Below are 12,922 nucleotides of genomic sequence, written 5' to 3'. Positions count from 1 at the left end.
ATAAATATAAGGGGAATTTGGTATTTCTGATTTATTACCTTTGTTGCCTATGTTTCTTATTCAGAACAGGGACATTGTTATTGTAGGTTTACAGCAATGGTACACCCCAATTGGCAGCAACTGTAAAAATATTGCCTTACAGTTTGCCCGGCACAACCGGGTATTGTATGTGAATTCACCGCTGGACAGAAGGACCATCCTGCAGCAGCGGCAAGACAAAGAAGTAGCTTATCACCTGCAGGTGGTAAAAGGCCAGGCCCCCGGTGTAGTGCCCATAGCAGACAATTTCTGGAACCTGTACCCTAACCGGGTATTGGAGTCTGCTAACTGGATCCCTTTTACGCCGGTGTTCTCCCTGTTTAACCGGATCAATAACCGGCGCTTTGCCAAAAGCATACAGGAGGCCATCACGCAGCTGGGCTTTAAAGATGTACTGTTATTTAACGACAACGATATTTTCAGGGGCTTCTACCTGAAAGAGCTGTTGCAGCCAGATCGTTATATCTATTACAGCCGGGACTACCTGGTAGCCATGGATTACTGGAAACGGCATGGCCGGGCGCTGGAGCCCCGGCATATAGCCAAGGCAGATGTTGCTGTGGCCAATTCCCTCTATCTTACAGATATGTTGCTGCAGTATAATCCTGACAGTCATTATGTGGGACAGGGATGCGACCTGAGCCTCTTCAATCCGGACAAGCAGTATGAAAGGCCGGCAGACCTCCCTCCTGCCAACCAACCCATTATTGGTTATGTAGGCGCATTGACCGCCATGCGGCTGGATACGGAGATACTGATGGAGATCAGCCGTCAGCGGCCCGACTGGCAGATTGTGCTGGTAGGTCCTGAGGATGATGTCTTCCGCGCATCGGCGCTGCATCAACAGGCCAATGTGCATTTCCTGGGACGCAAGGAGCTGAGTGAATTACCGGGCTACCTGCAATATTTTGATGTGTGTATTAACCCCCAATTACTGAACGAGATCACGGTGGGCAACTACCCCCTGAAGATAGATGAGTACCTGGCCATGGGCAAACCTACGGTGGCTACAGACACAAAGACCATGCAGCTGTTCAGGGACCATGTATACCTGGCGGCGGGGCCTGCTGACTATGTGCCCCTGATCGAAAAGGCACTGCAGGATAAAAGCGATGACGCAATGGGGGCGCGTATTGCCTTTGCACGCTCGCATACCTGGGAGAATTCCGTATCAGAGATATACAAGGCTATCCTGGGATCAAAACGTAAATAATAAAGGTTTATATATAAACAGAGGGCTTATGTGATCACATAAGCCCTCTTTGTATGTAAACGGGTTCTCTCTCTTTTAATTACCGGCCTTTAAGAACTTGCCTGCCCAGCGAAACTGGTTTTTCTCATCCTTGATCTCCAGCATGTAATATCCTGCCGGCAGCTGGCTGATGTCCAGGTTCTTCTGCAGTGTACGGTCTGTCAGCGGATGGGTGAATAAGGCCTGTGATCTGCCGGTCATATCATATACGGAGAAGTACAGTTTATCACCGGTCCCCATGTAGCGCACAGCTGCACGAAGGAAGCTGATAGCCGGATTAGGCCAGATGGCTACGCTGTCAATTGGCCGGGTGGCCTTATCTGCCAGCACATCTATTGTAAAGGTGGCGCTCGCAAAGGCTTGTTTGTTATCAGTTACCGTGAGCTGGAAAGTGTACTTACCCTGTTTCAAGCCGATGATGCGCGTTTCTGCCTGGTTGGCCGCTTCGATGGCTGCATTGGCAGGACCGCTGAGCTGTTTCCAGCTATAGCTGCTGATACTGCCATCCGGATCGTAGGACTTTTTACCTGTTACGTATGCATAGCTCAGCGGAGACTGGATCACCTGGTCGCCCTGGGTAACCGCGATCGGCGGTTTGTTGCTTACCGGCGGAGCAGCGGCTACGGTAATGGTAATACGGTCAGTAGCAGTGGCGCCATCGTTATCCGTCACTTTCAACTCAAATACGTAAGCTCCCTGTTTCAGGCCGCTTACAAGCGTTTCTGTCCAGTCAGCATGCGCAATGGCGGCTGTTGACGGGCCGCTTACCTGTTTCCAGGCATAGGCGGTAATGTTGCCATCAGGATCATAAGAGCTCCGGCCGTTGATGTACAACTGGCTCACAGGTAGCGTTATGCGCTGATCAGCGCTGGTAATGGCTACCGGTGATTTATTGACACGCGGTTCCGGATGAACAGTGATCGTCACACGGTCGGATGCGGTGGCGCCCTCGTTATCAGCTACGGTTAACTGGTATTCATAGCTGCCGGCTGTCAGGCCGGTGATATTGGTGGTCTTGCTTTTTGCACTTGAAATAGCGCCTCCTGCCGGGCCGCTGACTTTGATCCAGCTATAGCTGCTGATGCTGCCATCCGGGTCAGAAGAGCCGCCGCCGTCCAGCTGCACGCTGTTCACCGGCAAGGTGATGGTCTTGTTGGCGCCGGCGTTGGCGGTAGGCGTTTTGTTGGGGGCTTTGTTAACGGTAACGGTCACACGGTCTGTAGCGGTAGCGTTCCTGTTATCGGTCACTTTCAGCTCAAAGGAGTAACTGCCCTGTATAAAGCCGCTTACACCGGTAATGCTGGCGTTGGGACTGGCAATCTTGATGGTGGAAGGTCCGCTCAGCTGTTTCCAGGCGTAAGCTTTGATGCTGCCGTCGGGATCTGATGAAGCGCTGCCATTCAGCTGAGTGCTGCTCACCGGTAAGGTGATGGTAATATCATTACCTGCTTTTGCCAGCGGGGCATCATTTGTGGGTTCGGGAGCCACTGTAACGTTCACCCGGTCGCTGGCGGTAGCGCCGCCATTATCGGTAACAGTCAGTTCAAAAATATAGCTGCCTGCCAGCAGACTGGTTACCCTGGTTGTACCGGATGAAGGGGTGCCGATGGTGGCGCCTGCAGGACCACTGATCTTCTTCCAGGCATAGGCTGAAATAGAACCATCCGGATCGGATGAACTACGGCCATCCAGCTGCACGCTGTTTACCGGCAGCGTAATGCTGATATCATTGCCTGCGCGGGCAAGGGGCGCCTTGTTGGGGGCTTTGTTCACGTTAACGGTTACACGGTCAGTGGCAGTTGCATTCTTATCGTCTGTTACTGTCAGTTCAAATGAATAGGAACCGGCTATAAAGCCACTGACGCCGGTAATGCTGGCAGCAGGGCTGGCAATCTTAATGGTAGAAGGACCGCTCAATTGTTTCCAGGCGTAGGCTTTAATACTGCCATCCGTATCTGTTGAGCCGCTGCCGTTCAGCTGTGTGGAGCTGGTAGGTAATGTGATTGTTATATCGTTACCTGCCTTTGCTACAGGAGGCTGATTGGCAGGACTGGCCTGGAGCACGGTTACGCGCACACGATCGCTTGCGGTAGCATTGTCATCATCGGTAACGGTCAGCTCAAATTCATATACGCCTGCGGCAAGACCGGTGGCATTGGTCTTGGCAGCGGCTGGTGCGCTCAGCACACCGGGGGCAGGGCCGGATATTTTCTGCCAGCTGTACTTGGTTATGCGGCCGTCAGCATCTGAAGACGTGCTGCCATTCAGTTCAACGGTATTCAGGGGCAAGGTAATGGTCTTATCCACTCCTGCTCTTGCTACCGGCAGCTCATTCTTCTGCGGGTAAACAGTAACGGTTACACGGTCTGCAGAAGAGCTGCCTCTGTCATCTTTCACCGTGAGCTCAAACACATAGGTACCTGGTTTGAGGCCGGTTACATTCGTTTTGCTGCTATTGGGCGTTACGATGGTTTCTCCGGCAGCGCCACTGATCTTTTTCCAGGTGTAGCTGCTGATATTTCCATCATCGTCTTTGGAGTTGGAGCCATTCAGCTGAACACTGCTGGCGGGCTGGGTAATGCTGATGTCATTACCTGCGTTGGCCACCGGCGGTTTATTGGCGGCTGCATTCACGGTGACGGTCACTTCATCTGCATTGGTGGCGCCTTTATCGTCTGTTACGGTCAGCTCAAATACATATACGCCGGCTACCAGTGCTGCCAGCGTTGTTTTGGCCGCATTGGGGGTTACGATGGTGCCCAGCAGCGGCCCGGTCTTTTTCTTCCAGGAATAGGATTTTATGGTACCATCCGGGTCTTTGGAATTGCTGCCATCCAGCTGTGTTACGAGGCTGATGGGCAGGGTGTACACCTGGTCTTTACCCGCATCTGCCACGGGGGGAAGATTAGCGGCAGGTGTGCCGTTGAACTCATAGGCGCCTACATCAAACTTACCACTCACCGGACGGCTATGGTCATCCATATCTGTTTTCAGACCAAAGTCGGTCATGTCACGGCCAGCGTTCACCGCTTCAGACTTAGCGGTCAGCTTTACATTGCCGCCGCCTGCGTTTTCAAAGTAAGCCTTGTCGATGGTGGTATAGGAAAGATTGTTGGCTGCATCAAACTTAATGGGGTGAGCACCTCTGAAATAAAATCCCTTCTGCGGGTAGTCATACGAAGAGCCTTTGGCGATCACCAGGTTGTTGTAGATCTTATGTCCAACCGTAGTCAGATCAGCATAGATCTTAATAGCGTTTATGTCCGTATTGTAAATGGTATTATTATAGATATAGCCGGTAGCGGGCTGGAACACCAGCTTATCCGTTACATTGATGCCTTCGTATTCTACATTGGAAACAACGTTGTTATATACATAGTTGATACCGCTGCCAAAGATCTGGATACCGCAATTGTATCCTTTGTCTATCCGGTTATTGTAAATGCGCAGGGTGCTGCCACCACCGCTGAGGATGCCGTAGCCATGGGCCGCGTTTTTTGAAGTGGCATAGTTCACCACCCGGTTGTGGTGTACCAGGTTATTGCCCAGGTCTGCCATAGAGATCTGGATGCCATCGCTGCCCATATTTTCGAGGTCGTTATTATATACTTCCAGGTTCTCCACATGGTGCGACTTCATATCCTTGCAGCTGCCTTCGCTGAAAAGATAGTGGGTATTACCAATGTAAAAACCTTCCCAGGCTGAATTACGGCATTTCGTATCATGGATCTTTACATTGCGCATTACAAAAGCGCCTTCCAGCCATTCCGGATGCGCGCATTGCTGAAGGGTCTTGGCCTGTATGAATGTGCCGCAGTCATGTATATACGCATGATGCAGTTCATAATCGGTACAACCGTCTCCCAGGAAAAAACCATACATGATATTCCCCTTGGCATTGGTACCATTCACATCAAAGCCATAGGTAACGCCCGGTGCGCCATCCCCTTCTATCTTGAAGTATTTTGATCTGCTGAGCACAAAAGCGCCGTTAGAGGCGGTGCTTCTTACCCCTACCCTCACCAGCCCGCCGCAGTTCTTAATGATAATAGGCTTGGCGGCAGTTCCTTCCAGTTTGTTGAAATAGATATAATCATAATCGCCTGCGGCAATGCAGAGGGTATCTCCAGGCTGTACATTGAGCGTGGTCATCACATCCGGGTAATAGATCTGGCGGTAACTGTTAGCCGGCACATTGATCGTTTTATTACCACGGGGAGGCGCCGGCGCTGGTGCCGGACTGGCAGCGGTGCCGGTACTATATTGCAGCATCCACTCATACACATTCATGCCGTTCTCTTTATAGGCAGGATCATAGGCTTTTGACCAGGCGTCGTGGCTGTGCGACTGAAAGATGGTAAGCTTTGCAGCGGGATTGGGAGCAGGCACATGACCGTTGATGGCCCTCACCCAGCCCTGGGAATAAGACAGTGGTACGGTAGGGTCGTTATCATTATGCAGGGCCCACACCGGTGTATTATCTTCCGCTATCACATTGGCCAGTTTGGGCTGAAGATCCCAGGCGCCGCATACTACAACGGAGGCGGCAATCTTTTTAGCCTGCGCCTGGTTTTCAGACAGGGCTCCCCAGGTAACGCCGCCGCCCATACTCAGGCCGGTGACATAAATACGGTTTTCATCTATACGCAGTAGTGTTTTAAGATGGGCGATCAGCAAATGCACATCGCCGGATGCCGGCCATTCTTTAAACTGCGGTGTAATTACAATAAATGAGTATTGTTGCCCCTTAACGGTAAAGGATGCGGGAAAAGTGCCTTGTTCTATGAGCCTGGGTGGCCCGTTCTTCAGCACCTTATTCTGCAGGTTTCTCCCGTTGGCGCCGGCCAGCTCGCCTACGCCATGCAACACGATCAGGAGGGGATATTTTTTGGAAGGATTGGCATTGTAATCCTGAGGCACCGCCTCGTAATAGCCGGTCATGTTGGTAAAAGAAGCCGGCAAATCTCTTGGTACATTCTTCATCTGCCCGACGGCAGTCAGGTACAGGGATAATGTGAACAGCAATAAAAGCAAACGGATACGATTACGTAATGGTCTGCAACGTTGATCTACTTCATAGAGGTTCTTCATGAAACAATATGGTTTCAGGTTATCGAATGAGATTTAGTTAAAGATTCACCGCATGATGCCCTGGTCATGCATGATGAAGATTAAGTGAATAACATCGACAGTAATATTGTCCGGGGCTCCGCTACTATGTACTCTTCTGTTGATTCCAATATTATTGTGCAAATAAAAGGTTTTTTGTGGATCAAATAATAAAAATTTCCTATATGTATTACTTATTATAATAAATTATCGATTTTTTGTATCCGTAAATATATTGACAGCTGTTGCCTAAGCTTAAACAATAGTTGTAACAAATTTTTTTTCCGGATAAAAAATGTATCTTACACCCATTATAGATATTTGCATTGCCCTTCCTTCCCGGGACTGCTTTTTTACCTGTATCCTATTAAAAAGACCTCCGTTAGTTTTAAGCATTTTTTCTTTAACGATTGTACATGGCTTTTGGATTTCTGGCTGCCATCCGTAACAGGCACTTTCATTCTTTGCTGGGCAATATTGTGATGGCGTTCTTTAACGTGTTGTCTTTTTCACTGTTGGTCAGGATGCTTCCCCTCACTGCATTTGGCGAATGGGTACTTTTCATTGGCACTTACAACATCCTTGACCAGATCAGAACGGCGCTGCTGCAGTCAGGGCTGATCAAGTTCTACACCGGCGTGGAAGAAGCCACCGCCCGCAAAGTAGCGGGCGCCGCCTGGTATATATCGCTGGTGCTTACATTAAGTTATGTACTCCTTTCTTTTGTAGTGTACTTTGCCTCCTATCCCTGGTTCAATGATACCTGGCATTTCTTTATACGCTGGCTGGGCATACTTACACTCTGTTCCTTGCCTATGAACTTTGCCACCTGGGTATTGCAGGCAGAGCACCGTTTTGAGAAGATTGTATGGGTTAGGTTAATGCAGAACGGTTCTTTCCTGGTTTTGCTGGGCAGCCTTTATCTCTTCAAACAGGTTACCATACAGAACGTGTTGTATGCCTACTGTACATCCATGCTGCTGGCCAGCCTGTACTGCCTGTTACGCAGGTGGACCAAGGTGCGTATGCTTTTCTTCCGCACAAAAGAACAGGCGCTGGAACTATTTCGTTTTGGTAAACATATTGTGGGCAGCATGGTATCATCTTCCCTGCTCAACTACTCTGATACGCTGATAGTAAGAACCATGTTAAGTCCGGCTGCCGTAGCAATTTACAGCATACCGCAAAAGTTCATGGAGGTTATCGAGATCATCCTGCGCAGCTTTGTAGCTACAGCGCAGCCTACCATATCCGGCGCTGCCAACCGGCATGACTATGGTGCAGTGGCCCGCGCCTTTTCGAAATATACCGGCACGGTAACATTGCTGATATTGCCTTTTATCATCGGCCTGTTCCTGTTCACACAACCGTTGATCATTATACTGGCAGACCGCGCCTACCTGGGCGCGACAGATATTGTACGCATCATCCTGTTGTCTGCTATTCTCTGGCCGCTTGACCGTTTCATCGGCGTTACGCTGGACATGATCAACCTGCCGAACATTAATTTCTACAAGAACTTCCTGAAGCTGATATTGAACGTGGCCTGTGACATAGTATTTGTATGGATCTATACGGATATACGTTCAGTTGCTTTCGCGTCGCTGCTAAACGTGATATTTGCCGCTGCCTTTGGCTATTACTTCCTGAAACGCCGTCTGGATATCAGTCTGCGGGATGTATGGCAGCTGGGCTGGGAAGAAAGTAAAAGACTGCTGTCAAAAGTGAGGAGAGAGAAAAAAGAACCGGTTGAAGTGTAAGCAACCGTTACAATAAAACAAAAAGCCGGATGCGACTCATCATCACATCCGGCTTTTTTTACAGCTGAACCGTACTGCAGCTTTCATCCACGAGGTCCATGACGGCGGCTCCTTTTTCCATATCAAATTTACGGGCAAAGAGCTTACCGGAGTTCATCAGCGCGCTGATGTCTTCCACACCAAAGGTTTTGGGATGTTCGAGCCCGGCGGCCCAGTCAATATAGTGCAGATTATCCAAGCTTACTTTTTCACGGTAATCACTGTTCATCAGGATCGTCTGGATCAGGAACTCATCAGAACCCCAGGTGAATTTAAAGTAGCGGCGTAAGCTGGGATGCGTGCGCTCAAACTCCAGGCAATACGCTACACAGTCAGGCGTAAGCGTCCACCAGGCGGAGCCGCAGAACAGTTTAAAACCCAGCGGCGGCCGCCGTTTGGGCAACAGTGCGGTTAACAGGTTGCCGAACTTATATTTGCCAGGAAAATTATACTCTACAAAATGATAATTGTTCATTTTGCTCATCATAGGCGCCAGCGCGGCGTCTGATATCACATTGAGGAACTGGGCGCCGCTATGCTGCCTGGCAATGAGATAATCGTAAATAAAACCGGCGGGCTTCAGGATATAATCCTGCCCGCTCAGTAAGGTGATGTAGGCATAAGGCTCCTTGCTGTCTACCACTGCCTGCATGCCGTTCAAAGTAGCCTGCAGAATGCTCCACCCAGCCCAGGTTACTTTCACCCGCTGCTGCACCGTATATACCTGCGGTAAAGACAGCGCGTCTTGCCAGTCTGACAGCTCACATTTGGCGTCCACATGTACATAACAGTCAATACCGGGATGGGATAAACGCTGCAGCAGCCGTTTCAGCTGTGCAGGATGCCGGTGGGCCAGTATAATAAAAGCGATCTTCATGAATGTTAGTTACGCTTTTCTCCATACGGTGTTGAAACCGCCGGTAAGGCCTACAGGCAGTAACTCTGCCACCTTGCAATCAAGTGCCTGGAGAAATTTAATACGTTTGGTGAACAGGGAAAAAGGAAATACGTCTTCCACGAAATTGGTCTTGGCTATCTGCACTATTTTGAAGTCGTGCGCAGCAGCCAGTTGCTGCAGATCCTTATAGGTAAAGAACTGTACATGGTCCAGGTTATCTGCCTGCGACTGCACCGTTGTGCCTTTAAAGCCGAGGGCTCTTTTCACGCTGTTGATGAAAGACCAGAGTTTTGGGTTACTGCGGGCCTTCAGCATGGGTTTGGTCACACATACCTCCCGGGGGCCTTTGCCATTTGGCACAGTAACGATCAAAACGCCTTCCGGTTTCAGGGATGCATAGATTGTTTGCAGTAATAAGCCCGGCTGGTGCAGGTGCTCCAGTACTTCGCTGCATATTACGGCATCGTATTGCTGACCCTGTGCAGTCAGTGCTTCTGCGCTCACCGCTTCAAAGCGTACATTCGGCAGCTTGTTCTTTGAACGCGCTACATCAATTGTTTTCTGGCTGATATCTATCCCCAGCACTTCGTAACCAAACTGTCCGAGGTGGCGGCTGATCACGCCGTTGCCGCAACCTACGTCCAGCACCCGTGCGCGGGCGGGAATGTTCTGCTGCAGGCAGGCTGCGATGAAGTTGAGGCGTTTAATGTCTGCAATCCGTTCGTATTCGTAGGTGATCATATAAAAAATAGCTTTTGGCTGTTAGCTGTTGGCTGTTAGCTAAGCGCTAGTGGCTAGCTGCTAACAGCTTGTTATATATTGCTTCAATGTTGCGCGTCATACCGGTTACATTGTAGGTAGAGCGGATGGTATCGATCGCTCTTTGCTGCAGGCGTTTTCTCAGGGAGAAATCCTGCGCCAGGCGTATAATAGCATGGGCCAGTGCGGCGCTGTCAGAGGGTGGCACCAGTAATCCGTTCTGCTCATGCGTAACTGCTTCGCGGGTGCCATCCACATCGCTGGCCACTACAGCCTTACCCATGGCCATGGCTTCCAGTACACCGATGGGGAATCCTTCCCAAAGAGAAGGCAGGCAATAGATGTCCATTGCCTTTAACACAGCCGGTACATCCTGCCGGAAATCCTGGAACACCACGTGCTCACTGATGCCCAGTGAGGCGGCGGTATCCCGGGCGCTTTGCTGCAGCTCTCCCCCTCCTACCATTAACAAGGTAATATCGGGTACCTGTGCGGCAACGGTGGCAAAGGCCTTTATCATACCAACGGGATCCTTCTGCAGGGTCATGCGGGCAATGTAACCTACCACCAGGTGGTGGGCGGGAATGCCGCAGGCAGCCTTTACATCTGGATACATTCCGGCAGGGTTGAACTTCTGCGGGTTCACCCCATTGCGGATCACTTCTGCTTTAAAACCGCCGAAGGCCCTGAGGCCGGTTTGCCGGTTGGACTCAGATACGCAGATGTTCACCTGCGCTTTGCGCGTGATGTACTTCTCCGCCGCAATGCGGGCCTGCCTCATTACCGGGTGCAAGCCTTCGTGGAAAGACCAGCCGTGAATGGTATAAATCAGTGGCAGTCGCAGGGAGCGGGCGGCCCATAATACATTAGTATTAGCGCGGGTGCCATGTACATGCACCAGGTCTACCTGTTGTTGCTGCATGAAGCGTTTTACCTGCTTCCATACCCTGATGTCAAATGCTTTTTCGCTTTCGATCACGTGGGCCGGCACCTGCATTTGTTGCAGTGCAGTGATCATTGGCCCGTCTGTAAAGGCCAGCACCAGCGGATCGAATTTAGCGCGGTCTAATGTCGCCACCAGGTCCAGTACATGGCTCTCTCCTCCGCCAATCTTTCCCTGGCGGATGGTTTGCAGCACACGTATCTTTCTTTCCTGTGTCATAATTTCTCTATCCATCTGTTATACCATAGCTGGAATACGAGGATATTCCACAGTTTCTGATGGCTGATGTTGCCGCTTGTAAGGAACCTGTCCAGCAGTTGCTGTACGTGCGGCGCATTGAACAGCCCCGTTTTGTTCAGCCTGTCGGGAGACAGGTAATACTGCATCTGTTCGCGCAGTTCATCCCGGAACCATTCCTGCAGGGGTGCGATGAAAGGCCGTTTGGGGCGGTCCATAAGGGAGGCCGGAATGTACTTGTGCACGATCGTCTTCAGTATATATTTATTCACATTATCTTTTACTTTGAGTGAAGCGGGCACCCTGGCCAGGAACTCCACCAGTCGGTGGTCCAGCATGGGTTCCCTGCCTTCTATGCTCACGCTCATGGTGGCCCTGTCTACCTTTACCAGGTTATTGTCTACCAGGAAGGTCTTATAATCCATGGCCAGCAGCTTATTCAGCGGGTCGTTCACTTCATTGAGCTCGCCGTTGAGGTCAAAAGAGGTGCGGTATTTTTCCGGTCTTACCTGCAGGTAATGCTGCGTTTCACTTTCCGTGAGGTACTGGCTGATATATTTCAGTGCGTACTGCGGCTGACCGGAGCCCCATATCAGTTTCATTTTCTCGTAGCGGGAAGCGAAGTTGTACCTGCGGTTGAAGTACGGGATCATTTCAGGGTTCAGTACCGACATGGTATGACTGAGCATCCGCTGCAACTTTTTTGAAAAACGGGTATAGCGTAAGGCCTGGTTGAATTTGTTGTAGCCGGCAAAGATCTCGTCGCCCCCGTCTGCAGAAAGCGCCACCTTTACCTGGCGGGCGGCCAGCTTACTTACCAGGGTGGTAGGCACGGTGGAGTTGTCTGCAAAAGGCTCGTCATAGATCTCCGGCAGATGTTCCAGCACATCCAGCGCATCTTTAGGGCCAACGATCCATTCTGTATGATCAGTACCCAGGTGACGGGCAATCTTTTTGGCTTCTGCGGATTCATCCCACTGTTTCTCTTTGTACCCGATGGTGAAAGTTTTGATACGGCTGCCCGAACCGGCTTGCAGGATAGCGGCCACGCTGGCGCTGTCATACCCGCCGCTGAGGAACACGCCCACCGGCACATCTGCCACCATACGGTAATTATAGGCGCTCTTCATGAGCATCTCGGTATGCTGGATCACTTCGTTTTGGGAAAGGTCTGTCAGGGGCTGGTTGTAAGCATCCAGCACATTCCAGTAAGCACATTCCTGCGTTTCCTTCCTGTTAAGGCTCACTGTGAGCAGGTGGCCGGGTTTCAGCTTGCGGGTCTGGCGGTATACGGTGTAAGGTGCTGGAATATAACTGTATTGCAGGAACAGCGATACGCTGTTCACATCAATTTCCTTTACAAACTGCGGGTGCTCACACAAGCCTTTCAGTTCGGAGGCAAAGAGGAGCACATTACCATCCCAGAAATAATACAGCGGTTTTACACCGGCCCTGTCGCGGCACAGTATCACCTGGTCCTGCCGTTCATCGTAGATCACAAAGGCGAACATGCCGATGCATCTGTCCAGCACCTGTTCTTTCCAGGCATCGTATCCCTTTAACAACACTTCTGTATCAGAACCGGATTGAAAGGTGTAGCCCATTTTCTCCAGGTCTTTCTTTATCTCTTTGAAGTTGTATATCTCGCCGTTGAAGATGATGGTGTACTGCCCGAAATGCATAGGCTGATGGCCGCCGCTGGATAGATCCAGGATGGACAGGCGCCGTTGTCCCAGCCCGATGTTTGCAGCCGGATGGCCGAATACTTCGTAGCCGGCATCATTGGGACCACGATGCTGCATCACATCTGTCATGCGCTGCAGTATGTCTGTTCCAGATTTTTTGGTAAAATCAATAAACCCAGCAATTCCGCACATATCTATTAG

7 protein-coding genes are annotated in these 12,922 nt (G+C 50.6%); 2 read left to right on the top strand and 5 right to left on the bottom strand.

What is annotated here, in order from left to right; all coding sequences use genetic code 11:
- The first annotated feature begins 49 nt into the window (after nucleotides 1-49).
- Nucleotides 50-1,252, top strand: a complete 1,203-nt coding sequence (locus Q0577_RS08560; protein WP_298734856.1) for a glycosyltransferase — start codon at nucleotides 50-52, stop codon at nucleotides 1,250-1,252.
- A gap of 75 nt (nucleotides 1,253-1,327) precedes the next feature.
- Here the strand turns inward: Q0577_RS08560 and Q0577_RS08555 are convergent, their stop codons facing one another.
- Nucleotides 1,328-6,382, bottom strand: a complete 5,055-nt coding sequence (locus Q0577_RS08555) for a PKD domain-containing protein (RefSeq protein ID WP_298734854.1) — start codon at nucleotides 6,380-6,382, stop codon at nucleotides 1,328-1,330.
- Nucleotides 6,383-6,816: 434 nt separating this feature from the next.
- Here Q0577_RS08555 and Q0577_RS08550 point away from each other — a divergent pair, with 434 nt between their 5' ends.
- Nucleotides 6,817-8,160, top strand: a complete 1,344-nt coding sequence (locus tag Q0577_RS08550) for an oligosaccharide flippase family protein (RefSeq protein WP_298734852.1) — start codon at nucleotides 6,817-6,819, stop codon at nucleotides 8,158-8,160.
- Between the two features lie 58 nt (nucleotides 8,161-8,218).
- On the opposite strand, the gene Q0577_RS08545 is transcribed toward Q0577_RS08550, so the two are convergent.
- The 4 genes from Q0577_RS08545 to asnB are packed head-to-tail and all read right to left on the bottom strand — an operon-like array spanning nucleotide 8,219 to nucleotide 12,913.
- Nucleotides 8,219-9,076: a beta-1,6-N-acetylglucosaminyltransferase gene (locus Q0577_RS08545; protein WP_298734849.1), complete on the bottom strand. Its 858-nt coding sequence runs from the start codon at nucleotides 9,074-9,076 to the stop codon at nucleotides 8,219-8,221.
- Between the two features lie 9 nt (nucleotides 9,077-9,085).
- Nucleotides 9,086-9,838: a methyltransferase domain-containing protein gene (locus Q0577_RS08540; RefSeq protein WP_298734847.1), complete on the bottom strand. Its 753-nt coding sequence runs from the start codon at nucleotides 9,836-9,838 to the stop codon at nucleotides 9,086-9,088.
- Nucleotides 9,839-9,884: 46 nt separating this feature from the next.
- Entirely contained in the window at nucleotides 9,885-11,018 is a 1,134-nt protein-coding gene (locus Q0577_RS08535) for a glycosyltransferase family 4 protein (protein ID WP_298734844.1), read from the bottom strand.
- Nucleotides 11,015-12,913: an asparagine synthase (glutamine-hydrolyzing) gene (asnB, locus tag Q0577_RS08530; RefSeq protein ID WP_298734842.1), complete on the bottom strand. Its 1,899-nt coding sequence runs from the start codon at nucleotides 12,911-12,913 to the stop codon at nucleotides 11,015-11,017. The genes Q0577_RS08535 and asnB overlap by 4 nt, the downstream gene beginning before the upstream one ends.
- Nucleotides 12,914-12,922: the final 9 nt, after the last annotated feature.

Source organism: uncultured Chitinophaga sp. (genome assembly GCF_937898475.1).
In the GTDB taxonomy this organism is placed as follows: Bacteria; Bacteroidota; Bacteroidia; order Chitinophagales; family Chitinophagaceae; genus Chitinophaga.
The sequence above is the reverse complement of the archived record's forward strand: the minus strand, read 5'-3'. Positions and strand labels throughout refer to the sequence as shown.

Bases quoted from the DNA above. Each gene is read 5' to 3' on its own strand.
- Q0577_RS08560 (WP_298734856.1), top strand. From the start codon at position 50: ATGTTTCTTATTCAGAACAGGGACATTGTTATTGTAGGTTTACAGCAA.
- Q0577_RS08555 (WP_298734854.1), bottom strand. From the start codon at position 6,382: ATGAAGAACCTCTATGAAGTAGATCAACGTTGCAGACCATTACGTAAT.
- Q0577_RS08550 (WP_298734852.1), top strand. From the start codon at position 6,817: ATGGCTTTTGGATTTCTGGCTGCCATCCGTAACAGGCACTTTCATTCT.
- Q0577_RS08545 (WP_298734849.1), bottom strand. From the start codon at position 9,076: ATGAAGATCGCTTTTATTATACTGGCCCACCGGCATCCTGCACAGCTG.
- Q0577_RS08540 (WP_298734847.1), bottom strand. From the start codon at position 9,838: ATGATCACCTACGAATACGAACGGATTGCAGACATTAAACGCCTCAAC.
- Q0577_RS08535 (WP_298734844.1), bottom strand. From the start codon at position 11,018: ATGACACAGGAAAGAAAGATACGTGTGCTGCAAACCATCCGCCAGGGA.
- asnB (WP_298734842.1), bottom strand. From the start codon at position 12,913: ATGTGCGGAATTGCTGGGTTTATTGATTTTACCAAAAAATCTGGAACA.